The 21,214-nt window shown below is 32.8% G+C and carries 25 protein-coding genes; 6 read left to right on the plus strand and 19 right to left on the minus strand.

Translation table 11 applies throughout. The features are described 5' to 3' along the window. Window positions 1–67: 67 nt before the first annotated feature. The 6 genes from yhfZ to nagA (RR643_RS08065) are packed head-to-tail and all read right to left on the minus strand — an operon-like array spanning window position 68 to window position 5,771. Entirely contained in the window at window positions 68–991 is a 924-nt protein-coding gene (gene yhfZ, locus RR643_RS08040; RefSeq protein WP_332482898.1) for a GntR family transcriptional regulator YhfZ, read from the minus strand. Between the two features lie 49 nt (window positions 992–1,040). Next, complete coding sequence (locus RR643_RS08045; protein ID WP_332482899.1) at window positions 1,041–1,925, minus strand: Cof-type HAD-IIB family hydrolase; 885 nt, start codon at window positions 1,923–1,925, stop codon at window positions 1,041–1,043. 9 nt (window positions 1,926–1,934) lie between these two features. Then, a complete protein-coding gene (locus tag RR643_RS08050; protein WP_332468839.1) occupies window positions 1,935–2,714 on the minus strand; it encodes an HAD family hydrolase in 780 nt (259 codons plus the stop codon). Then, the gene (locus RR643_RS08055) at window positions 2,711–3,502 is read right to left on the minus strand and encodes an HAD family hydrolase (protein WP_332482900.1); all 792 of its coding nucleotides are present in this window, start codon (window positions 3,500–3,502) and stop codon (window positions 2,711–2,713) included. The genes RR643_RS08050 and RR643_RS08055 overlap by 4 nt, the downstream gene beginning before the upstream one ends. Continuing rightward, window positions 3,499–4,629: an N-acetylglucosamine-6-phosphate deacetylase gene (gene nagA / locus RR643_RS08060; RefSeq protein WP_332482901.1), complete on the minus strand. Its 1,131-nt coding sequence runs from the start codon at window positions 4,627–4,629 to the stop codon at window positions 3,499–3,501. The genes RR643_RS08055 and nagA (RR643_RS08060) overlap by 4 nt, the downstream gene beginning before the upstream one ends. Before the next feature lie 2 nt (window positions 4,630–4,631). Continuing rightward, window positions 4,632–5,771 carry an N-acetylglucosamine-6-phosphate deacetylase gene (gene nagA, locus RR643_RS08065; protein ID WP_332468836.1) on the minus strand — a complete coding sequence of 380 codons (1,140 nt, stop codon included), beginning with the start codon at window positions 5,769–5,771 and terminating at the stop codon, window positions 4,632–4,634. A 104-nt stretch (window positions 5,772–5,875) separates the two neighbouring features. On the opposite strand from nagA (RR643_RS08065), the gene RR643_RS08070 reads away from it, so the two are divergent. Beyond that, on the plus strand, window positions 5,876–6,577 hold the full coding sequence (locus RR643_RS08070) for a copper homeostasis protein CutC (protein ID WP_332482902.1): 702 nt from the start codon (window positions 5,876–5,878) through the stop codon (window positions 6,575–6,577). A 30-nt stretch (window positions 6,578–6,607) separates the two neighbouring features. Here RR643_RS08070 and RR643_RS08075 read toward each other — a convergent pair whose 3' ends face one another. The 8 genes from RR643_RS08075 to RR643_RS08110 all read right to left on the minus strand — a co-directional run bounded on the left by RR643_RS08075 (window position 6,608) and on the right by RR643_RS08110 (window position 12,842). Beyond that, on the minus strand, window positions 6,608–7,183 hold the full coding sequence (locus tag RR643_RS08075) for a hypothetical protein (RefSeq protein ID WP_332482903.1): 576 nt from the start codon (window positions 7,181–7,183) through the stop codon (window positions 6,608–6,610). A gap of 101 nt (window positions 7,184–7,284) precedes the next feature. Beyond that, window positions 7,285–8,124 (minus strand): PTS system mannose/fructose/sorbose family transporter subunit IID, encoded by an 840-nt coding sequence (locus RR643_RS08080; RefSeq protein ID WP_332468833.1) that lies wholly within the window; start codon window positions 8,122–8,124, stop codon window positions 7,285–7,287. Continuing rightward, window positions 8,114–8,902, minus strand: a complete 789-nt coding sequence (locus tag RR643_RS08085; RefSeq protein ID WP_332468832.1) for a PTS mannose/fructose/sorbose/N-acetylgalactosamine transporter subunit IIC — start codon at window positions 8,900–8,902, stop codon at window positions 8,114–8,116. The genes RR643_RS08080 and RR643_RS08085 overlap by 11 nt, the downstream gene beginning before the upstream one ends. 126 nt (window positions 8,903–9,028) lie before the next feature. Continuing rightward, on the minus strand, window positions 9,029–9,751 hold the full coding sequence (locus RR643_RS08090; protein WP_332468831.1) for an SIS domain-containing protein: 723 nt from the start codon (window positions 9,749–9,751) through the stop codon (window positions 9,029–9,031). 9 nt (window positions 9,752–9,760) lie between these two features. Continuing rightward, window positions 9,761–10,510: an SIS domain-containing protein gene (locus RR643_RS08095; protein WP_332482904.1), complete on the minus strand. Its 750-nt coding sequence runs from the start codon at window positions 10,508–10,510 to the stop codon at window positions 9,761–9,763. 13 nt (window positions 10,511–10,523) lie between these two features. Then, window positions 10,524–11,267: a sugar isomerase domain-containing protein gene (locus tag RR643_RS08100; protein WP_332468829.1), complete on the minus strand. Its 744-nt coding sequence runs from the start codon at window positions 11,265–11,267 to the stop codon at window positions 10,524–10,526. A 130-nt stretch (window positions 11,268–11,397) separates the two neighbouring features. Further along, entirely contained in the window at window positions 11,398–12,339 is a 942-nt protein-coding gene (locus RR643_RS08105) for a hypothetical protein (protein ID WP_332482905.1), read from the minus strand. After that, on the minus strand, window positions 12,339–12,842 hold the full coding sequence (locus RR643_RS08110) for a hypothetical protein (RefSeq protein WP_332468827.1): 504 nt from the start codon (window positions 12,840–12,842) through the stop codon (window positions 12,339–12,341). Before RR643_RS08110 ends, RR643_RS08105 begins: the two co-directional genes overlap by 1 nt. Before the next feature lie 103 nt (window positions 12,843–12,945). On the opposite strand from RR643_RS08110, the gene RR643_RS08115 reads away from it, so the two are divergent. Further along, complete coding sequence (locus tag RR643_RS08115; protein WP_332468826.1) at window positions 12,946–13,428, plus strand: hypothetical protein; 483 nt, start codon at window positions 12,946–12,948, stop codon at window positions 13,426–13,428. Between the two features lie 65 nt (window positions 13,429–13,493). Here RR643_RS08115 and RR643_RS08120 read toward each other — a convergent pair whose 3' ends face one another. Further along, window positions 13,494–13,982, minus strand: a complete 489-nt coding sequence (locus RR643_RS08120) for a PTS system mannose/fructose/N-acetylgalactosamine-transporter subunit IIB (protein ID WP_332482906.1) — start codon at window positions 13,980–13,982, stop codon at window positions 13,494–13,496. Window positions 13,983–14,129: 147 nt separating this feature from the next. Between RR643_RS08120 and RR643_RS08125 the strand changes: the two genes are divergently transcribed. Genes RR643_RS08125 through RR643_RS08135 form a run of 3 tightly spaced genes read left to right on the plus strand, consistent with a single transcriptional unit; the run spans window position 14,130 to window position 16,325 of the window. After that, entirely contained in the window at window positions 14,130–14,543 is a 414-nt protein-coding gene (locus RR643_RS08125) for a PTS sugar transporter subunit IIA (RefSeq protein WP_332468824.1), read from the plus strand. A 3-nt stretch (window positions 14,544–14,546) separates the two neighbouring features. Continuing rightward, a complete protein-coding gene (locus RR643_RS08130; protein ID WP_332482907.1) occupies window positions 14,547–15,602 on the plus strand; it encodes a serine hydrolase domain-containing protein in 1,056 nt (351 codons plus the stop codon). 18 nt (window positions 15,603–15,620) lie between these two features. Beyond that, the gene (locus RR643_RS08135) at window positions 15,621–16,325 is read left to right on the plus strand and encodes a sugar isomerase domain-containing protein (protein ID WP_332482908.1); all 705 of its coding nucleotides are present in this window, start codon (window positions 15,621–15,623) and stop codon (window positions 16,323–16,325) included. 39 nt (window positions 16,326–16,364) lie between these two features. Here the strand turns inward: RR643_RS08135 and RR643_RS08140 are convergent, their stop codons facing one another. From RR643_RS08140 to murQ, 3 genes are all read right to left on the minus strand, one after another. Beyond that, window positions 16,365–17,573: an MFS transporter gene (locus tag RR643_RS08140; protein WP_332482909.1), complete on the minus strand. Its 1,209-nt coding sequence runs from the start codon at window positions 17,571–17,573 to the stop codon at window positions 16,365–16,367. Window positions 17,574–17,680: 107 nt separating this feature from the next. Next, on the minus strand, window positions 17,681–18,487 hold the full coding sequence (locus RR643_RS08145) for an HAD-IIB family hydrolase (RefSeq protein ID WP_332482910.1): 807 nt from the start codon (window positions 18,485–18,487) through the stop codon (window positions 17,681–17,683). Further along, window positions 18,478–19,377, minus strand: a complete 900-nt coding sequence (murQ, locus tag RR643_RS08150) for an N-acetylmuramic acid 6-phosphate etherase (protein WP_332468819.1) — start codon at window positions 19,375–19,377, stop codon at window positions 18,478–18,480. The genes RR643_RS08145 and murQ overlap by 10 nt, the downstream gene beginning before the upstream one ends. 97 nt (window positions 19,378–19,474) lie before the next feature. Between murQ and RR643_RS08155 the strand changes: the two genes are divergently transcribed. Continuing rightward, window positions 19,475–20,632, plus strand: coding sequence for a hypothetical protein (locus RR643_RS08155; protein WP_332482911.1), 1,158 nt, complete (start codon window positions 19,475–19,477; stop codon window positions 20,630–20,632). A 13-nt stretch (window positions 20,633–20,645) separates the two neighbouring features. Here RR643_RS08155 and RR643_RS08160 read toward each other — a convergent pair whose 3' ends face one another. Beyond that, window positions 20,646–21,140 carry a GNAT family N-acetyltransferase gene (locus tag RR643_RS08160; protein WP_332482912.1) on the minus strand — a complete coding sequence of 165 codons (495 nt, stop codon included), beginning with the start codon at window positions 21,138–21,140 and terminating at the stop codon, window positions 20,646–20,648. Window positions 21,141–21,214: the final 74 nt, after the last annotated feature.

Genomic DNA, 21,214 nt, shown 5'->3' on the forward strand with positions numbered 1-21,214 from the left:
ATATCTAATATACAGTAAAACCCTACAGTCATTTCATCAGAAATTCTTGTAGGGTTTTATTTAAATTTTAATATTGTGGTGGTATTGTTTCTGCAATAACTGCTTGTTGGATGCGTTTAACTTCATCGACATCTACAATCTCCAAAAATAATTTAACAAGTTCTGGACGGAATTTATTAACCAGTAATACAGCAGAAGTATCTTCTCCATTGGATTGAATTGGTTTTGTATTCATTTGAATGAGCGCATCATTTACTTCGTCTTTGTTCCAAACGGTTGCGTCAATTTCTTTTTGTTTTAATGCAGGAATAATCTTTGAGTAATCAAGCATTACATACTTTACTTTTTTTCCTCTACACATTTTTTTCGTCCAACGATTTTGTTCTGCTGCATCTTTCGCAAGACCCACAGTCATACCATCTTCTATTTCTTTTGACTTCGTATTACTAAACAATAATACATGAGCACTTAAATATGTTTGAGGACCAAAGTCAATTACCTTTACAAGTGGTTTACCTGATCTAATTGCATTATCAGCTGAACCTTTTGACAGAATTACAAAATCATAACTACCTTTAATCATTGCATCAAGACGCATGACTGCATCTCTCATATAAGCCATACTTACTGGTATTTCATAATCATTATGTAATGTTGTGATAAGCCCTGTTGCTAAACCCTCATACGTTTTAGAATAAGGTAATGACATCGCTCCTAGTAATTGTCGAATATCTGCCATTTGAATAAGAATCTTTGTATTTTTATTAACTAAATACGATCCCATGTGCCCCCTAGGGTTGATATCAATAGCTTCTACTTCTTGTAATTTCTTCAGAGAATTCTGAATAGTACCTCTTGCAACCCCTATATCTCTCGACAATTCTTCAAACGTAGGAATTCTAGTACCCAAATCCATGCGAATAAAAAGTTTCGAAAGAAATATGATTGTAGACGCATTTTTATTAAACAAATGAAAATCTGTATATGACATAGTCTACCTCTCTTTATTATTTTTTTTGCGATAAAATACTACATCAATTCTAACACAAATTATACTTTTTTAAAAACACAGAAATTCCATTTGAATCATTATCTAAAGTTATTTCAAATGCTGCCTCTTTAACACGTTCCATTGCATTACCCATAGCTACTGGATATTTTACTGCATTAAACATTGTAAGATCATTTTCTCCATCACCAAATACAATAATTTCATCACTTGTGATTCCTAATTTTTCTGCAAGTTTAAGTATTGTATTTCCTTTATTAATACCTAATGGTGCACATTCAATCCATTGCATTGATGTTCTTGCGAAATGATATTTATCACTTAAATTTTCCATTAACCATTCGTATGGTTTTTTTAGTGTTTCTTCTGTATGTGCTAAACAAATTTTATTAACGGATTTATCAATTTCTTCTGGTCCCTTAATATCATAAATATGTGCATAATTGTTTTTTCTTTGATCCTCAACTAATGAGAATGTTCCTGCAGTCCAAGGCACATCATCTGCAATGTTTTTATCAATACGTATTTGTTTTTTTATTGCTCGTAAACTATCTGGAATATAATCATAGATTGTATCATCTAATACACCCATTGCTTCTATTTCATACGGTTTAATCGCTGCGAAGATTTCTTCTATTTCTTCTTTTTGAAGTTGGCGTATTACTTCATGTTTCATTGTAGCTGTTTCTGTTATCGCAGCTCCATTAGCACCAATAAAATAACCACCAAATTCTGGCATTCTTAATATCTCTCCATATTGTAGCAAAGAACGATAACTTCTTCCTGATGCCAAGACAAGACGTATACCTTTCTTCTCTGCATCTATTAGTGCATTACGTGTTTCTTCACTTATTTCTCTTTTTGAATTAAGGAGTGTTCCATCCATATCCATAACAATCATTTTAATATTATTCATCATGTTCTCCTATTCTTGAAACCAATTGAAGTGTACGCATGCATTGTATAAGCCATCATCTTCAATGTTATCTGTAACATAGTCTGCAACTTGTTTAACACCTTCTTTGGCATTACCCATCGCAACACCTATTGTAGCTTTTTGAATCATATCAATATCATTATTACCATCACCAAATGCTGCAATCTCATCTGGTTTAATACCAAATAATTCTGCACATTCTACTGTACCATGTGATTTACTGATGTCCTTGGCTGTTATTTCATTTGCATAACCAATAATTAAATGATAACTGTTCTTGCAACAATCAGATATCTCCTGTTTGATTTTTGGATCATCTGCGTAATATAAAATATGAATTAATTCTTCTCCATTATATGGTTTATATGTTGGATGCATGTTGTATATCCGTTGGAAGATTCCTTTTACATCTTCGCTGTCTGTACTTAAATGATTCTCACCATGAATGCTTGTCCAACGATAATCTAGATTGTATTTATGTAAAACATCGATGATTGCTTTTGTGTCTTCTGGATCAATCTTATGCGCAACAACTTGTTTTCCTTGCATCATTATTTGTGCTCCACCACCACACACCATTGCATCCATTAAATCATAATAGTGCTTTGGTAAATTAATTAGTTCTGGATAAGAACGACTTGTACAAATAGAAATTTTTATTCCTAAATCTTTCAATTTCTTTAAAGCTATTTTCGTTGATTCTGGGCTATCATGTATATCATTTTGGTAACTTGTTCCATCAATATCAAAGAAAACTGCTTTTATCATTCTTCTACTCCTCCTAGATAATTATTTAAGTAATATGCAACACCATCATCATCAACACTTGGACAAACTTCGTCGGCTGCTTGTTGAACTATTTCACTTGCGTTAGACATCGCAACACTTTTACCAGCTGCCACAAACATAGACACATCGTTCGTGCCATCTCCAAATACAATAAAATCTTCCGGTTCAATGTTTAATAGCTTTGCGACTTCTACAATTCCATATCCTTTATTAATACCTAATGGTTTAACTTGTCCATGAACCTTAAAATCGCAAAGTTCAGTTGTGTCATGTATATAATCCTTTACTTCATTTACTTGATGTTCATCAATAAAGTATAAGAAGTCTAATACCTCAACATTATCTTTCAATGGTTCCACTGGATATCCATGTCCAAATAATGATTCATATATTTTTTCTTGCTTTGGCGAGGCTAATCGACTGTAGTAGAAAACGCCATCTAACTTTGAATAAGAGTATAAAATATTTTTCTTATCCAAATGTTGTATGAGTGTTTCTAAATCTTTTCTTACTAATGTGTGTTTTCTGATGCAATACTCTTTTTCATAAATAACACCACCTGTAGAACACACGCGATAGTCAAACAAGTCTAATAGTTTACTATCAATGGGTTCCATTTCTTTTAATGACCGGCTGGTAACTAAAACCAATTTAATATCCTTCTCTTTACATCTTAAAAACGTATCATAAAGAACAGGAGTAATCATTGTCTTCCCGTGTCCTAAAATAGTTCCATCAATATCTACACCAATTGCTTTTATATTCATACCATCTTATTTCCATTAACATAAGTTTGTAATACATTGTAATCATCATCAATCACAATAATATCCGCATCATTGTTAACTTTTAGTTCTCCTTTTGTATTTAGTCCTAAAAATGTTGCCGGGTTTTTTGTAGCTGCGTTTATTGCGATAACTTCATCCCCACCACAATGTTGAACACAGTTTTTAACCATGTTGATCATTTTGTTGGAACTACCTGCAAGTCGTCCATCTTTTAAACGACCACAACCATCTTCTTTTACTTCAACCCATCTTCCTGGCATATCATAGATACCAGGTTTAAGTCCTTTAATTTGTACTGCATCCGTTACTAAAATTAATTTATCTTTGCCTTTTGCACGTACAACCGTTTTCGCAACTGCATAATGTACATGTACACCATCACATATTAATTCTGCATACATATCATCCATAGATAAAGCTGCACCCGCACATCCTGGTTCACGATGATGAAGTCCTAACATACCATTAAATGTATGTGTGAAACTTCTAGCGCCACTATCTTTAGCGTTTAGACACTCATCATACTTTGCACCACTATGACCTATTGTGACACGAACATCCTGACTTGTGCAATATTTTATTAATTCATGTTGCTCGTCCATTTCTGGTGCAATACAAATTAGTTTTATTTTGTTACTCGCATGTTGTTGATAACGTTTGAATTGTTCTACGTTTGGTTTTTGGATGAGATACGGATTATGTGCACCCTTAAAATTAAATGAAATTTGTGGTCCTTCAACATGAATACCCAACGCTTGAGCCCCTGGAAGTTTTTCATCTATAACCTTTGAAATTAATTCATATGATTCTAATAAATTTTCTTCTGGCGCTGTTGATGTAGTCACAAGAAAACTTGTTACACCTTCTTTTGGTAATGTCGCTATCCAATGTTTTAATCCTTCATATGTTGCATAATTACTATCCATACCATTGAATCCATGGGCATGGATATCCAATAATCCTGGCAATATTTTTTTATCACCATAATCTTCATCTACATCGTGTTGTTTATATTCATGAATCGCAATAATTTTACCATCTTTAATTTCTAATTGAGCTGGTGTAAATTTCTCATCTAACCAGATACGTGAGCTTTGTATTATCATAATTATGCCTTCACTGTTTTCCCTTGAGCAATTACTTGAACAACATCATAGTTACGGTCTAATACAACTAAGTCTGCATCATAACCTGAACAAATTTTTCCCTTGCGATTATCAATACCTAAATAACGTGCAGGATTTAGTGTAGCCATATTAATTGCAGTATCAATTGGAAGTAATACTTTTTCTACCAGGTTTTGAATAGCCTTATTGAATTTCATTGTTCCACCAGCTAATGTATTTGTACCTGCAAGATATGCTGATCCATTTTCTCTTATTTCAATTTCATTGCCACCCAATTCATAATGACCTGGTTCACATCCTTTAGCACATAATGCATCATCTACAAGTAAGCAATAGTCTCTACCTTTACTTGTTACAAGTGCATAGATAGCTGGCCATACAACATGATTACCATCTCCAATAATTTCACAATATGTATCTTTTAATCTCATCGCTGCACCTACTAAAGATGGTTCACGATGATGTAATCCATTCATACCATTATAAACGTGTGTCATTCCATTTGCACCATTCGCAACTGCGATGCATGCTTCATTATAAGTTGCAGCTGAATGACCAATTGATACATTAACGCCATGTTGCGAAGCATACTTAGTCAATGCATAATCAGGATCTTGCTCTGTTGCTAAAGTCATTACTTTAATTAATCCATTTGCTTTCTCTTGATACATTTTAAATTGATCCACTGATGGTGTAACAATAAATTCTTCTGGTTGTGCACCTTTATTTTTTACATTTAAATATGGTCCTTCAAAATGAATACCTACAATCTCAGAACCTTCATATCCATCACGTACAACATTCGCAACATTTTCTAATGCTTTAGAAAGTATCTCTTCACTTTGAGTAACTGTTGTTGGACAGAAAGCAGTAATACCTTCTTCTAATAATCCTTTAGCCCACTTAACAAGTCCTTCACGATTTGCATCGTTTGTATCAAATCCTAATCCACCATGACAATGTACATCAATCATTCCTGGAATGATTCGATTCTCTCCATAGTCCTTATCCACTGGTTTAGTTCCGTAAGGATAAATGTTTTCAATTTTGTTTTCCTTGATTTCTACTTGTGCTTCAATAAATACTCCTGATACCCATACACTCTTACTTTGAATTATCATATGATATACCTCTCTTCTATTACTATCATTATACATTTTATTGTATAATGGTTCAATCACATTACAAAAAGTGTTATACTTTATTTATAAATAAGGAGAGTTTTATGATAAAAAACTATGTTATTGAAGTATGTTGTGGTTCTATTGAAGACACCATGATCGCAAGTGAATTTCCAATTGATCGTATTGAACTAAATAGTTCTCTTGAATTAGGTGGATGTACCTGTTCAGTGGGAACACTACTTGGTGCAAAGAAAGTAACTTCTATTCCTATGTGTTGTATGGTAAGACCTAGAACAGCAGGTTTCCATTACACAGAAAGACAATTCGAAAGTATGTTAGTTGATGCTGAAGAATTACTAAAGAATGGTGCTGATGGAATTGTATTTGGTTTTTTAAATGAAGATAATTCTATTGATACACTTCGCACTAAAAAGATGGCTGACTTAATAAAGAAATACAATCGTGAAGTAATTGTACATAAAGCATTTGATGCAACTCCTGATAAAATTAAAGCATGTGAAGATTGTATCGCTTGTGGTGTTGATCGTATTCTTACTAGTGGTGGAGAAAATTATCCAAATATTGAAGAAGGATTTGATTTACTAAAAGAACTTATTGAAAAATACAATCAACAAATTACAATTCTCGTTGGTGGTGGAGTTCGTGACCATAACATAAGAACAATTCTTGATGAAACTCATTGCACTGAAATTCATATGACTGCAAAACACATGGCTCATGATGATGGTGATTATGTAGAGGTATCAAGAGAAAACTTAAATAACATTTTAAGCAAGATATAGAAAAGGAATAACATTGAAGTTATCCCTTAATTAAAATCTTCCACTTACTTTGTAATTATCTAAACTACTTAATTCTGTTTCTTCGAATTCAGTAGTTTTATTTTGGAATTGAATGCTTGAATTTTGTGTTTGTAAGAAGTTCAATATTTTATTAGCAACTTGACCATCACTCACAGGAATGAGTGCTTCTTTGTCTTGTGCTTTGATATAAATTTTATGATTTCCTTTATATCCAGGTCTAGCTTTTTCAAATACATTATCTTCATTTCTTACAAGTGTAATATCTTTATATTGAATCAGTACTGGAATATTAAAACTAAATGAAACTAAACTCTTATTTAGAAGTACAGAATTTTCTACAACCTTAAGTTGAGTTGTGTCTTCAGTTTCTAGTGTTTTATAAAACTTTTGTAGTAGTGCTGCTTTTCCACCATACAATGATAGAAATAAACCACAGTATGCAACAGAAATACCAAAAGCTAGTTTAGCAAGTACTCCTTGATTTGAAAAAAGAGCTGTAATAATGACAAGTACTAAACCAAGAACCAAATTAAACACATATGTATTTAACATTGTTTTATTCATCAATTTCTTTATTTCATTCATCTTTTTTCCTCGCTTTCATTATAAAACGCTATCTCTATTTCAATCATAACACACCAAAAGAAAAAGGGCATCTCCTTTGGGAGACACCCTTAATTTTTTAATTAAGCAGTTACGATACCGAAGAAACTTAAAACGATAGCAGCGATAACTACAGAAATGATTAACTTGTTAGAGTTCATCCATTTCTTACCTAATAACCAGTAGCATAATGCAGCTAATACAGCTGGGAATAATGCTGGCATGATTGAATCAGCGTAAGCTTGTAATGGGAATTCTTTCATTAATTCTACTCCATCTTCGAAGACACCAAGTCCAACGTTAATAGAAGCTAAATTAAATTTAATCATTGTTGCGATCATACATCCAACAACTGTAAGTCCTAGAACTGCAGCCCCTTCAGTAAGAGCGTTCATTTTACCACTTAAAGTAGTAACTAATTTAATACCTTGTTCATATCCAAGATCGAACATTTTGAAACGGAAGAAGAAACATCCGATTTGCCATAATGTCCAGATACCAATACCAATTGCATTTCCTTCAAGAGCCATTGTTGCAGCGATTGATCCGAATACTGCACCAGCGATCATACCGAAGATAGTATCTCCAATACCAGCGAATGGTCCCATTAATGCTGTTTTAATAGAAGCAGCAACATCAAGACCTTCTGCACTACATGCTTGTTCTTCGATAGCGATATTCATACCAACGATGATATCTCCCATGTTAGGCATTGTATTGAAAAATTGTGAATGCACGTGTAATGCTTTTGATTTTAATTCTGGATTGTCTCCATATAAACGATTGATAACAGGAAGCATAGTTGAAAGGTATCCAAGACCTTGCATACGTTCATAGTTCCAACCAATTTGTGATTGCCAAATCCAACGAAGATTTACGCGACGTAGTTCTTTAGCTGTGAATTTAGATCCATTATTCTTCATAGTCAGAACCTCCTGTAGATGTAGCTCCACCTGCAGGTGTTGCAGCTGTAGCGTTTTGATAAGTAATTAATGCAGCTACTAAACCGATAAGTCCAACACCAAGTACTGGAATTTTAAGATAAGCAGCTAATACGAAACCAAGAATCAAGAATTGAGGTTTCTTTAAAACTGGAAGGTAACGTAATAAGATAGCGAAACCAACTACTGGAAGCAATCCACCAGCGATTTTGAATCCATTCATTAACCAAACCGGAATTACTGTCATTAGTGAATCAACAAGTGGTTGTCCAAACATTAGTAATAAGAATACAGGTAAACCACGAGATAATCCCCAAGGAATAATTCCTAAGTGGTTCATTAAGTTAATACCTTTTGTGTTTCCTGATTCAACATATTTGTCAGCGATATGTTGGAATACTGTGTTTGAGAAACGAGCAAGAATGTCCAATTGTACGAATAATGCTGCAAGAGCAATACCGATAGATGCTGCAAGTGTTACTGGATCTTCTCCTGAAAGTGATCCAAGTGCAGTTGTGATCATTCCTGATGACGTAATATTAAGAACTGATGCACCTCCATAAGTTCCTACCCCTAATTGCGTCATTTGAAGCGTACCTCCAACAATTAGTCCGTAAGTTGGGTTTCCTACAACGATACCTGTAAATAAACAAGCAACGATACAGTTATTCATTCCGAAGTTGAATGATAATCCATCAATAATACCCCAGAATGCCCATACACTAATTAGAAGGATTTGTAAAAAATTAAGTTCAGCCATAACTAACCTCCTCTATTGTTTTTATGGTTTTTCGAAAGTAAACTACTTTCAAATATAAGAATCGTCTATCACTTCTGACAAAATATGATAAGACGCGTTCTCCAAGTTTTTTTGAATCCGTTTACCCTAGAAGTGTTTAACTCTTCCAAAGTATTTGTTGTAGATTGCATCATTATCGAAGCCATCTACGTTTTGAGATTGGAATACTGGAGCTTTGATACCTTCAGCATCACAAATTTTTAATGCCTCTGCTACGATTGTATTCAATACAAACATACTAGAGATTGATGATCCTGGACCTGTAAGTAGTCCATTGATATCTAATAATGCATCTCCTGCAGGAACTGCATTATCGAGTACACAATCAACACATTCGAACAAGCGTTTTCCTGATGGATGACGACTTGTAGTATTTTTTGATTGTTCTAAGTTAGTAAGTGCAATAACATATACGCCTTCTTTTTGACAACGCATAGCCATTTCGATTGGAAGTGCATTACGTCCTGAGTTACTTGAGATAATCATAACATCACCTTTTTCGATGACATAGTTATCAAAGATAATATCAGCAAGTCCAGGTAACTTTTCAACAGCACCACTTCTTTGAGCTCCAAATGCTGTAAGAGCATCTGGATCTAATAGGGCATTTACGTTTCCAAGTCCTCCAGCTCTTGCGAACAATTCGATCCCAATCATATGAGAATGTCCTGTTCCAAATGTGTGAATTACTTTATCATTTTTAATATTATCCGCAAATACGCGTGCAAGTTTTTCTATTTCTACTTTATTTATATCATAAACTTTGTGTAAAAGTTCATCAATTTTATTCATATACTCAAAATTGTACATATTTTTCTCCTATACGCGTCCAGCATATTTAGTTTTTAATGCTTTATTGTGCTCTTTTGAACCTTCAAGTGACTCATCATAAATAATTGGAGCTTCAACACCTTTTTCTTGAAGTAAACGACAAGTTTCTGATGCGATTGTTTGCGCAATGAATGCTCCTGTAATTGAAGATACTGAACAAATCTTTTCTGGTCCACCAGTTTCAATCAATGCATCTCCTTGAGGTCCACAGTTATCAATCACGATATCACCAAGTTCGTATAATTTTCTTCCACTTGGGTGTCTTGAGTCTTCTGCAGTTGTATGTTGCCAACTTGTAACAACAATAACCTTGTGTCCTCTTTCTTTTGCAGTGATTGCCATATCAATTACAACCCCATTAATACCTGAGTTAGAAATAATGATAAATGCATCTGCTGGATTCATTTCATATAAATCATATAATTGATCCGCAATTCCAGGACGTCTTTCAAATACGTTGTCTGGATTTTTAAATTCTTCTAATGTAAATTTATTTTTTAATACAAAGTCAGCTGTATCAATTGAATGAATACAAGCTAAACTTCCAATACGGTTTTGCATTTCCATACCAAATCCGATTGAATGCCCAGAACCGAATACGTGAATTACTCCACCATTCGCAACTGATTCAGCACATATTTGAGCTGCTTTTTCAATGTTACCACTCTCTTTATCATAAAGAGTATCGATTAATTTCAATAATTCTTCGTAGAATACATCCATAGTAATTTCTGTCATGTTCATACCCTCCCTAAGAATTCCATCTTCCTAAATACTTATCTGATAATTCACGATTATGTACATCTGCACCTTTAATGTTTGCGCTTAATAATACAGGGCAATCTTTACCAGCTGATTTTAAATAATGATAAACTTCAGCTGTTAACATTTGGGCAATAACATTTCCCGTAATTGTTGATGCTTGAGTAATTTTATTTGTACCATCAAAATCAAGTAATGCATCATGACTTAATGAACAGTTATCAATAACGATATCTGCAACATCAACTAGTTTTTTACCGCTAGGATGTTTTGCTGATACTTCAGCACAGTTTGCTTTAGATACAACTGCAATCACTTTATGTCCTTTTTCTTTAGCCATAAGTGCTGCTTCTACAACAATTCCTTCACATCCAGAATTACTGATGATAATGAACATATCAGTAGGTTCTACACGATATAAGTCCCATAATTTATGAGCCATTTCAGTATTATCATTGAAACCTTCTGCATATAATTCTTTTTCACTAATGACACCGCGAAGTGCTAAATCTTTTGTATTAAATTGGTGAAATGGCATTAAACCGCCAGCACGATACCCCAATTCCATTGAAAATGCTCTACCTTGGTCAATACCGAATAGTTGAATAATTCCATCTGTTTCCATACAATTTGCCATCATAACAGCAGCATTCTTGATAGGTTCTCTTTGTGTTTCTTTAGCTTTTTCAAGATATTGCTTTGCTACTTGGAAAAAATCTTTAGTTGTGCTCATTCTTATCTCCTTCTAGTTTTGGTAACCCTTACAAAGTTTATTATAACTGGTTTGAACATGAAGTCAATGACAATATACAATATTTTATATTTTGGTTGTATATAAAATAATTGTTTTTTTTCTAATATTTTTAAATATATTTTTTGATCGCTTTTACAACTTCATCAATAGAATCTACATCACAAACAATATCTTTACTTGTTGAAGTATTTTCTACAACTAACTCTTCTTTTATAAAATTTCCTTTAGAAATCAACAGTCCTTTTTTATAAAATGAGAATGATGTATAGCGTAATTCTTCTTTGTTACATAATTTTCTTTTTGGTTTATTTTTAAAGCAAGTTGCTAAATCTGCTGCTTCTTTCTTAGTATCTTCTTTGTATCCAATAACAAACTCAGAACCATTACCAACACAATCCAACATGATAACTAAACGTTCATCAATAGTTTTAGGAAGTGCTTCACGCAACATATAATCACCATTGTGATTTGTACAACCATTGTCAGTTAATACAAACGCAACTTGATTTCTTTGATTATCTTCTAGTTCTTCAGCTAGTTTAAGAGCTGCAACAACGCCCGATGTATTACGATTAAAATTCGTTTTATTCGCTACACCTTTTGTCATAATGAACGAACCGACCATAACAATCATTAAAATCGCAACGATAAATACCGAGTATAATAAATTAGTTTGAAAATCTAATTTTGGAATAAATGAAACTACTAACCATAGTGTTATAAGTGCACCCAATATAGTTGGTGCATAAATTGGAAGGAATGACGATGCAAACGTCGATGGTCCATTGAATGGGTAATACTTCATTGGATTACCATAATTGTGTTGTGGTGTATCGTAATTAACCACAATTAATGTTTTTGCATGACCAACATCACCAACATGTAGATTCATGGATACACCGCCCTTTTTCTTGGCAGCTGCACCATTTACACGATAACCACAAGCTTGAAAATCTTTGCCTATTTCATTTATAAAAGTATTCTTTTGTTGTCTTGAATAACGCTTTGGAAATCCAATGGCATATTTAATAATTAAGTCTTGAGTATTCATTATTTCTTGCCTCCCCAAGGCCATTTAAATGAAGTTGTTTTCATTTCTGCATTCTTTTTTCTGTTTGCTTCTTTTTCAGGCATAATGATATTGAATTGTTTTACAACTGATACCGCTCTAAAACTTTCCATTTGAACATACTCATCACCTGTTAAATGGAGAATTAAATTATCTCCACCTTGTGTTCCTTGACGTACTATCCATTCGATAATGTCATCGTATTTTATTTTCTTACATTCTGTTTCTTTTGATTGAGGATAAATAACTAGAAAGTTATCAAAAAACTCAATTGTTTTTTTATTTGGTATTTTCCATAATACTAATAAAGCAATTGGTAAAATAACTAAACCAAGTATTGCTAAAGACTTTGTTAGAATTAGTAATATCGAAATTACTAAACATGAGATAATCGCAAAATAAGGTTTTGATGTAATTGTTTTTTTAGGAGTTCCTAAATCTTTTACACGTTCAACGTCGATCAATTCAATCAAACTATTTTCCATTGTAATTTCCTTTCGATGTGAATATACAAAATACTATAGATTAATTTTGCATTCATCAATTCTATGCTATAATGATTTCATTCTTAGTTAAGGAGAAATCATTATGTTTATTGTTATTTTTGCTACCGTTATCGGTTGCGTCATGCTTGGTGTTAAGTTCAAAGAATTTAGAGAAAGTAAAGAAGCTCTAACAGGTGCTTTAGATGTTCGTAAATTTGAACACTATTCTTTCTATAAATTTATTCTTGCAATGTATATCGTTTTTGTTCTCATTGGAATTCTAAGTGCCATTTACGGTTTATCAATCAATGATACAAATACTGCAGCTATGGGAATCGTTATTGCTTTACTCTTTGCTGGAGAAGCATTAACTGCTCCATATAAGTATAGTTTATACTACAATGAATCTTGTTTTGTAGCTAAAGGTAAAACCGTTCGCTACAAGAGTATAAAACAGTTTGATAAGATTAAGTATATCCCTTTCGCCTTTGTAAAGGTTGTAACTACAAATGGTGAGAAATATCCTATTTCTCCTAAAGCATTCGATATTATCTATAAAAAGTATGAAGAATGTAAGAAAAAATAATTATCCACACAATTTATAGAAAGAAATACCACCGAAACGGTGGTATTTTTTATAATAAATACTTTCTATAGCTTCGCAATTAAGTCTATGAAGTTTTGAGGTTCATCACTTGGAACCATTTGAGCTGTGAATTTGATTCCTTTGCTGTTTAATTCTCTGAATATTTTGATATCATCTTGAGTAACACAAACTGTATGATACACACGTTGTGATCCTACTTTATTTGACATATTACCTACTGTAATAGCAGTAATTGGAGCACCTAGTGCTATCGCTTTTTCAAGAGTACCTGTATTACGAAGTACAATGAAAACACGTTCTCCTTCATATGCTGTTGGATCATTTAAACGTTCAACCGCACGTTCAATAGATAAAATAGATAATTTAACTGTTGTTGGACAAGCCATTTTAAGTGCCATCTTTTGAATTTCGTCTTGTGCAGCTAGATCATCAATAACCATCAATCTAGAAACATTCAAGTTATTTGTCCAATAAGCTGCTACTTGACCGTGAATAAGACGTTCGTCAATACGAACATTAACAATATTTGCCATAATTTCCTCCTATAAGTTTTATTTCATTCCTTGTGTTTAGTTTAGTATAACCGCTTACAAATTACAAGTTTTTTTTGTACAAAAAACTGAATATTCAATTTACACTTTAAAAATTTGTGTTATTATAAGACTAACAAAGGAGATTATATGATGAGAGGAATATTATTAATTAGCCATGGCTTCTATGCAGAAGCATTCAAAGAATCACTAAAAATGATAGCAGGAAATGTAGAAAATCTATACGCTTGCTGTCTAGAACCAACAGACGGACCAGAAGAATTTAAAGCAAAACTACAAGCTGTAGAACCAACACTTGACGGATACGATAGCGTACTTGTATTCGCTGATTTATTCGGTGGATCGCCATGTAATACTGCTTGCCAATACTTTGTAACGAAAGAAAAATACAGTTTCATTGCTGGTATGAACTTCCCAATGGTGTTAAATGCCCTATTAAGTGAAGATTCTGATTTAGAATCAGTTATTTCACAAGGTCGTGAATCAATCGTTGATGTTCGTGCTTTCATGCAAGCTATGATGTCTTCAGACGAGGACGAATAGAACGTGATAATCAAAGAACAATGGGACTTGCTAAATAACCACCTAAATGAGTGTGTTGAAAACGGGGTATTCCCTGGAGCAAGTTTCGCAATCGTAACTCCCAATGAAACTCGAGTTACTTGTGTTGGTAATCGTCAATTATTACCTACTCCAATTCCTAATGATGAGTCTACAATTTGGGATTTAGCGTCTATTACCAAAGTACTAGTTACGACAAGTTGTATCTTAAAATTAATGGAACAAGGTAAGGTAACACTTAAAACAAGAATTTGTGATGTTCTTACTGAATTTTCACAAACTGAGCTTACAGTACATCACTGCATTACACATTCTTCTGGTTTACCAGCCGATATCACAGGATATAAGAATATGACAAAGGATGAAATGCTTTCTTTTGTAAATCATGTTCAATGTGAGAAAACACCTGGTACAGAAGTAAATTATTCAGATATTAATTTCATTTTACTTGGTCAAGTTATCGAAACTTTAACTGGTAATTTTAAGGAATATGCTAGAGAAAATCTATTTAGACCATTAAATATGTTAAATACAGATTTTACACCCGACTCTTTTGATCTTAATTTATTTGCTGCGTACGAAGACATTCCAGAACGTGGTGGAATAATTAAAGGAGTTGTCCATGATGGTAAAGCTTCTAAGCTAGGTGGTATATCAGGTCATGCTGGTGTGTTTTCTACAATCGATGACCTATCTCACTTCGTTACAATGCTTTTAAATGATGGTTCTTACTTTGGTAGACGTGTATTCAGCCCTACCACTATTGACCTCTTAAAGAAGTGTCAAACAAGCTCTCTTAACGAAAGACGTTCAATCGGTTGGGTTTTATCTGATCCAAATTATTCATTAGGTGATTTCTATAGCGAGCATACTTTATTCCATACTGGTTTTTCCGGTTGTAGTATGTTGATTGATCTTGATCGCCGTGTTGGTTTTGTGTGTACATGCAATCGTGTTCACCCTTCTAGATCAAATACAAAAGTGTTTAAAGAAAGAAACAATATTCACAATTTAGCTTATCAATGTTTTAAAAACAACTAAGAAAGGTTAATAGTGTAAATGATGAATCCAGTATTTCAAACAGTAAAGAGTTTAATTGATGATGTAGAAAGTTCACAACAAGAAGCAATCGAACAAGCTGCAATAGCTTGTGCAAATGCAATAGAAAATGGTGGTATGCTTCAAGCATTCGGCTCAGGACATTCGGAAGCTGGTGCAATGGAAGTCGCACACCGAGCTGGTGGTTTTATTCCTAGTAAAAAATTAGTTGAACCCGCAAGAGGATCTTACGAAGGAATAGAAGGTGTCGGCACTAACTTTATGAAGAAAGTTGATATACGTGAAAATGATGTTGTCTTTATTATTTCTAACTCAGGTAGAAATCCCCTTCCCATTGAAATAGCAATTGGCGCTAAAAATAAAGGTGCCATTGTAATTTGTGTAACTGCGTTAGAAGCTTCAAAGAAATTATCATCCAAACACTCAAGCGGAAAAAACTTATATCAACTTTCCGATATTATTCTTGATAACCGAGTTCCTGAAGGGGATTGCGGTTGTACATTAGAAGGTTATGACTCAGCAATATGTGGTATGTCGATGATTACAACATCTGTAATTATTCAGGCTATTACTTATCGTACAGCTGAAATTTTGATTAGTCGTGGAATTACTCCTCCAATTTATAAATCACAAAACATTGATGGTGGAAGAGAATTCAATGAACAATTGGAAGCGAAATATTTTGATCGATTATACAGAATATAAAAATGAAAACGAACAATTAAGTTGTTCGTTTTTTTTATTTTATATTGTTTCTTTAAATTTATAATTATTTGTTTCATATTTTTTTGCATAGAGTACAAGTATGACTGGAAATAATGAACAGAAGATTACTGAGATTGGTAAATATAATTCTTCAGATAAAATAAATGAACTTAGTACAATCAAAAACATACCGAAACATCTTCCCATTGATAAATAAATTTCTTTTGCGATAACTCGACCACACAAATTTTCATTTGCTTCATATTTTTGAATATTATTCATCATGATAACTTGATATGGATTTGCATACAATGGTGTTGCGAGTGCATTAACTACACCATAATAAATTGCTCCATACATATTTGGAAATATAACTAACGCAATTGTACTAGATGCAATAAGCACAGCCCCTACCCAATAACATTTATATAAATTACCTGTATTCATTTTCTTTGCTAAAATATAGTACGATACAATTGATACAACCGCAAATACTGTGAGTAGTGAACTATACAATCCTCCAGATCCACCAGTTGCATTATAAACTAATAAACCTGCAAGCGTTAAAATTAATGAATCTCTCATTCCGTATAAGAATGTTGTTATCATGCAATAACGCCAACGACTATCATTTGAAATTTTTAAGTTTTTTAATACCGAAAATTTTTGTCGTGAATTGTTCGCTTTGATTTTAAATGCAGCAATACTCATAACTGTATAAACTACAATAACAACTTTGAATATATTCATATAACCATCAACATCAGTAGCAGCCATATCAATCATTATCGTTGCGAAAAGTGGTGCAAATAAATTTGCGATGTTATTAAATATTCCAAGATTACTTACATAGGAAGCTCGTGATTTATCAGTTGATACAATTTGATTCAAACTATTTACGCTTAACCAAAAGAATCCTTCACCAATACCCACTAAAGCCGCAACAACAAATACTAAATTCGGATTACTCTCGAATAAATTATTTGCCGTCAAAACATATACAAGCGATAGGATTGTCACAAACAATCCCATGATTAATGTTTGACTATAATTTTTCCTTTGCGCCCATTTACCCCCTATTGTAAAGAATAGTGGAAATAGACCTATACGAATCATACAATAAATTGTCATCACGACAAGCGAACCTGTATATGCATATAAGTACACATTTACAAACACTGCAGACATTGTATTTCCCAATGTCCATAAACCCGAAATTAGACAAACTAATTTTTCATTTTTACTCATATCATTCACTTTTTTATCCCTTGCTAGAAAATAGTATATCATTACATTATTCTAATGTACATAATTTTGTATATTATTTCTTAACAAAAATAAAAGATAGAAATTTTTTAGTTTTCTATCTCCATAAATTGTTCTAAAGCTTCTTTAACTGAAGTCACAATTGTAGTTGCAGCTGACTTAACTTCGTCTGTTGCGTGATCCATACAGTAACTATTCTTAAAGTTGTAAAACATACTCGCATCATTTTCTGTATCGCCTACAACCCCTACTCTGTAATCTGGTATATTGTACATTTCAGCTAATTCTTTTACACCATTTCCTTTACTACAACCTTTTAAAGTCATATCGATTAAATCTACATCTGATAAAACAATTTCTAACTCATCTTTTAAATATTGTTTTAAAACTGTTTTAATATTTTCAATTTCTTTTGGATTTGCCAAAGCCATGATTTTTGTAACATGATAATTCGGACCTTCTTTATAACGTTCTGCAAATTTTTCCAAGAAGTCTCCATTATGATTTGAATTTTGATCATCAAATGGATAACAATTTGTTGGTACATAGAAAAATCCTTCATCCGCATTCAAAGTTACAGTTACATTCAATTTCTCATCACGTACTATTTCTTGAACTTTTTTCACTAGTTTATTGGGAATAATGTGTTTTCTTTGTCGGTTTTGAATTTTAATTAATGCACCATTATTTCCAACGTAATCAATTTCAAATCCCAAAACTTTTTCAAGTTCTTCTTTGTAATCAATTCCTCTTGCGGTTGCAACAGCGAATACATTCCCCTGTTTCACAAACTCACGTATCGCTTGTTTGTTCTCTTCACTTACACCAACTGAATATTGATCACCTATTTTTAATAGTGTCCCATCCAAGTCTGATACAAAAAGTTTTACTTGCATTCAATAGCCTCGCGTATATGTCCTTTTGCTTCTTCAAGTTTTTTACTAGCTGTATCAAAATCACAATTTAATAAAATCATTGCGATTGCTGTTTTAACTTTTCCATTTGATTCAACTCTTGCTTTTTGAGCTTCTTCTTTTGAGCAACCTGTTGCTTCTACAATTATTTTTTCTGCACGTGCTACAAGTTTCTCATTAGTTTGCATAACGTCAACCATTAAGTTTTGATATACCTTACCGCAACGAACCATTGTTCCTGTAGATATCATATTACAAATCATCTTTTGTGATGTGCCTGATTTTAAACGTGTTGATCCCGTTAATACTTCTGGTCCATTATCAGGTTCAATCGCAACTTGTGCAACTTGTCCAACTTTAGAGTTTTTGTTGCAAGCTACCGCAACGGTTTTACATCCTAATTCATTTGCATATTCCAATGCTCCAATAACATACGGTGTTCTTCCGCTTGCTGCCAATCCGATGACAACATCTTTATTTGTTACATTAATATTCTTTAAATCTTCTACACCTAATTCAGGTTTATCTTCAGCACCTTCGACTGCTTTAATAAACGCTTTTTCTCCCCCTGCAATTAATCCAACTACAAGTTCAGGCGAAACACCAAAAGTTGGTGGGCATTCAACTGAATCTAATAGTCCTAAACGTCCACTAGTTCCTGCTCCTATGTATATAATTCTGCCACCGTTTTCTATTGCGTTAGCACACCATTCAATTGTTTGTGCGACTTGTGGTAATACTTCTTTAACACCTTTTACAACATTTAAATCTTCTTCATTCATAATAGTTACAATTTCGAGTGGAGTTTTACAATCAAGTTCCATTGTTTTTGGGTTACGTGTTTCTGTAGTAAGTTTTGTTAAATCTAGCATAATTTACCTCCGTTTTCATGTATTATATCATATCAATATACATAATTATATACATTGATGTATAATGAACTTAATATCTTACGAGGAGATGATGAAAATGAAATTTGCTAAAAGTATTACAAACATTAATGCCCCATTTCCAATCAAACAATCTGGCTTTATCCAACAGGTTAACCCGATAGAACAAGTACACGATGACTTGCATGCACGAATCCTAGCTTTCGATGATGATAAGATGATTCTTTATCTAGTTTCTTGCGACAACTTAGGGTTTAGAATTAACGTTCAAGATGAAATTGAACATCAACTTAGTTTAAGATCTACAAAACCTTGTCATGTTGTTATTTCATCCACACACACTCACTTTGGTGCAGATCCTCACGATGAAAGATATCAACACTTCTTCATCGACAAAATTGTACAAGCTTGCCTATCATTAGAATATGAAGAATCAAATTTATTAATGTGTTATCAACATGAGAAATTTGATCAAGTAGGACGTAGCCGTATTTCTAATCACATTGCGAATGTCGTTCTTCAAACCTTATCTATTTATAACGGTGAGGAAAGAGTTATAACATTAATTACTCACAATTGTCATCCAACTATATTAAATGGTGATACTCCTTATTTCTCAGCTGAGTACCCAGGTTACGCATTAAAGAAATTGAGCGAAGAACACAAAGATACATTCTTTACTTTCTATCAAGGTGCAAGTGGTGATATCAGTTCAAGATTTACTCGTATTTCTCAAGACTATGCAGGAGTAGAATATTTAGGTTCATTCCTTGTTGATGAAGTAAATGAATTATTAACAAAAGAAAAATCATTTATTCCATTAAATACCATTGATTTTGTATCAAAACAATTACCTCTAGAACATGATTTTACACCTATCGATTTATCACTAATGCCTGCTGATTTAACTGAACGAGAAATAGAAACAATTAACGTGGGTATTAAGGTGCGCGAAAGCTTATTACAAGATACTTCACAATTACCAGAATCTGTTAATATTTCAAGAGTTAAACTCGGAGATATTAAAATTATCTATTCTCCAAATGAATTATTTAGTTATTACACAAAAGCTATTAATGAAGAAGATTCAATGTTAGTTTGTTATTCAAATGGTTATTCACCATATGTTACAGGTATTAATGAAAACTTTGTTACTTATGAGAAGTTCACTGATACATTAACTACTCCAACTAAACACGCATTGTTTGATTTAATTAAAGAACTTTCTGAGAATTAAAAACACTTGATTATTATTCAAGTGTTTTTAATTTCTTTTCCATATAGTATACATCGATATCTAGTGAGGTATCTTTTCTTTTTCTTATCTCAATTGTTTTAAATCCTTGTTTCTTCCAAAATAAATATCCCTTTTCATTTTGAAGCAGAACTCCCAAATGTATTCGATCCATTCCTTTTTCAATTAATAATTTTTCAATTAGCTTATAAAATGTTTCTCCATAATGCTTTCCATGCAGTTCCTGGTGAATCATTAATAACCCAATAAACCCCTGCTTCTTTTCAGGATAATCATAGATGACATCAGCGATTCCAATACATATGTTATCTACAATTGCACCTAACAAAACTTTTTGTTTTATATCTGTATTAGTTGGGTGGCATGTCAGCATTTCTTCTGCATCACTTTCATTTATATCTTCATTTGATAATTTATTATATATTGTATTTGACCGAAGACATGTCATTATGTCTTTTTTATTATCCTTTGTTAAGTATATTAGTTCCATATGATTTCCTCTATGCCTTATATAATATCATAATTGTTTCACGTGGAACAAAAAAAGAAGTAGATATCTACTTC

Origin of the sequence: Anaerorhabdus sp. (genome assembly GCF_036637135.1) — a bacterium.
Classification (GTDB): Bacteria; Bacillota_I; Bacilli_A; order Erysipelotrichales; family Erysipelotrichaceae; genus Anaerorhabdus.

Excerpts from the sequence above, each read along its gene's own strand:
- yhfZ (WP_332482898.1), bottom strand. The coding sequence starts at position 991 with ATGTCATATACAGATTTTCATTTGTTTAATAAAAATGCGTCTACAATC.
- RR643_RS08160 (WP_332482912.1), bottom strand. The coding sequence starts at position 21,140 with ATGGAACTAATATACTTAACAAAGGATAATAAAAAAGACATAATGACA.
- RR643_RS08070 (WP_332482902.1), top strand. The coding sequence starts at position 5,876 with ATGATAAAAAACTATGTTATTGAAGTATGTTGTGGTTCTATTGAAGAC.
- RR643_RS08105 (WP_332482905.1), bottom strand. The coding sequence starts at position 12,339 with ATGAATACTCAAGACTTAATTATTAAATATGCCATTGGATTTCCAAAG.
- RR643_RS08055 (WP_332482900.1), bottom strand. The coding sequence starts at position 3,502 with ATGAATATAAAAGCAATTGGTGTAGATATTGATGGAACTATTTTAGGA.
- RR643_RS08045 (WP_332482899.1), bottom strand. The coding sequence starts at position 1,925 with ATGAATAATATTAAAATGATTGTTATGGATATGGATGGAACACTCCTT.
- RR643_RS08050 (WP_332468839.1), bottom strand. The coding sequence starts at position 2,714 with ATGATAAAAGCAGTTTTCTTTGATATTGATGGAACAAGTTACCAAAAT.
- RR643_RS08090 (WP_332468831.1), bottom strand. The coding sequence starts at position 9,751 with ATGTACAATTTTGAGTATATGAATAAAATTGATGAACTTTTACACAAA.
- RR643_RS08145 (WP_332482910.1), bottom strand. The coding sequence starts at position 18,487 with ATGCAAGTAAAACTTTTTGTATCAGACTTGGATGGGACACTATTAAAA.
- RR643_RS08095 (WP_332482904.1), bottom strand. The coding sequence starts at position 10,510 with ATGACAGAAATTACTATGGATGTATTCTACGAAGAATTATTGAAATTA.
- RR643_RS08125 (WP_332468824.1), top strand. The coding sequence starts at position 14,130 with ATGATGAGAGGAATATTATTAATTAGCCATGGCTTCTATGCAGAAGCA.
- RR643_RS08140 (WP_332482909.1), bottom strand. The coding sequence starts at position 17,573 with ATGAGTAAAAATGAAAAATTAGTTTGTCTAATTTCGGGTTTATGGACA.
- RR643_RS08110 (WP_332468827.1), bottom strand. The coding sequence starts at position 12,842 with ATGGAAAATAGTTTGATTGAATTGATCGACGTTGAACGTGTAAAAGAT.
- RR643_RS08085 (WP_332468832.1), bottom strand. The coding sequence starts at position 8,902 with ATGGCTGAACTTAATTTTTTACAAATCCTTCTAATTAGTGTATGGGCA.
- RR643_RS08080 (WP_332468833.1), bottom strand. The coding sequence starts at position 8,124 with ATGAAGAATAATGGATCTAAATTCACAGCTAAAGAACTACGTCGCGTA.
- RR643_RS08135 (WP_332482908.1), top strand. The coding sequence starts at position 15,621 with ATGATGAATCCAGTATTTCAAACAGTAAAGAGTTTAATTGATGATGTA.
- nagA (WP_332468836.1), bottom strand. The coding sequence starts at position 5,771 with ATGATAATTCAAAGTAAGAGTGTATGGGTATCAGGAGTATTTATTGAA.
- RR643_RS08100 (WP_332468829.1), bottom strand. The coding sequence starts at position 11,267 with ATGAGCACAACTAAAGATTTTTTCCAAGTAGCAAAGCAATATCTTGAA.
- murQ (WP_332468819.1), bottom strand. The coding sequence starts at position 19,377 with ATGCTAGATTTAACAAAACTTACTACAGAAACACGTAACCCAAAAACA.
- RR643_RS08115 (WP_332468826.1), top strand. The coding sequence starts at position 12,946 with ATGTTTATTGTTATTTTTGCTACCGTTATCGGTTGCGTCATGCTTGGT.
- RR643_RS08155 (WP_332482911.1), top strand. The coding sequence starts at position 19,475 with ATGAAATTTGCTAAAAGTATTACAAACATTAATGCCCCATTTCCAATC.
- nagA (WP_332482901.1), bottom strand. The coding sequence starts at position 4,629 with ATGATAATACAAAGCTCACGTATCTGGTTAGATGAGAAATTTACACCA.
- RR643_RS08120 (WP_332482906.1), bottom strand. The coding sequence starts at position 13,982 with ATGGCAAATATTGTTAATGTTCGTATTGACGAACGTCTTATTCACGGT.
- RR643_RS08075 (WP_332482903.1), bottom strand. The coding sequence starts at position 7,183 with ATGAATGAAATAAAGAAATTGATGAATAAAACAATGTTAAATACATAT.